This window comes from Winogradskyella vidalii (assembly GCF_013403955.1).
GTDB classification, from domain to species: domain Bacteria; phylum Bacteroidota; class Bacteroidia; order Flavobacteriales; family Flavobacteriaceae; genus Winogradskyella; species Winogradskyella vidalii.
The window spans coordinates 1-734 of the sequence record NZ_JABFDG010000047.1 but is presented as its reverse complement, the minus strand read 5'-3'; the positions used below and the strand labels follow the sequence as shown (position 1 = coordinate 734).

The window sequence follows — 734 nt, the reverse complement described above, 5'->3', positions numbered from 1 at the left end:
GCCAGTGAGTTTTTACCGACTATAGAACGTTGTGATGATGTTAATACCGGCGATGGTTTAGAGGAATTTGATTTAACCGAAAACGAAGTGCTTATCCAAAACGGCGAAGCAGGAGTGACCATCACGTATCACGAGACACAAAATGAAGCTAACACAGGTACTAACGCGATAGTAGACCCAACAGCCTATACAAATACAACACCTTTAGAGCAAGAAATCTATGTGCGTATGACTAAAGATGCGACGGGTTGTTATGCGTTAGTAGACTTTACTATTGTGGTACACCCATTACCAAGCGTCGTTGCGGTAACGGACTTTATCCAATGTGAATTATTCACCGATAATATTGATACTTTTGATTTATCAACAAAAGACGAAGAAGTCTTAAACGGACAAGACGCGACGCAATTTATAGTAAGCTATCATGCGAGTTTAGCTGATGCCGAAGCCGGAACTAATGACCTAGTAAGTCCTTATACCAACACGGTTAACCCACAGCAGATTTTTGTAACGATTACCAATAATGTTACCGGCTGTTCAATTAGTACGCAGAGTTTTTATATCGAAGTTCAGGAGGCCGCACAGGCTAATCCAGATATGGAACCTATTGTGCAAGAAACCTGTGATGATAATATGGAAACCGATGGTAACCCAGCTAATGATAGTGCTCAGTTTGACCTTACGGATAATGATGAATTTATTCTAGACAGTCAAAACCCAGACAACTACATTGT

General features: G+C 40.6%; 1 pseudogene. It reads left to right on the top strand.

Going from position 1 to position 734, the window contains the following annotated elements:
• Nucleotides 1-734: pseudogene (locus tag HM982_RS18415) on the top strand (hypothetical protein); the annotation flags it as partial.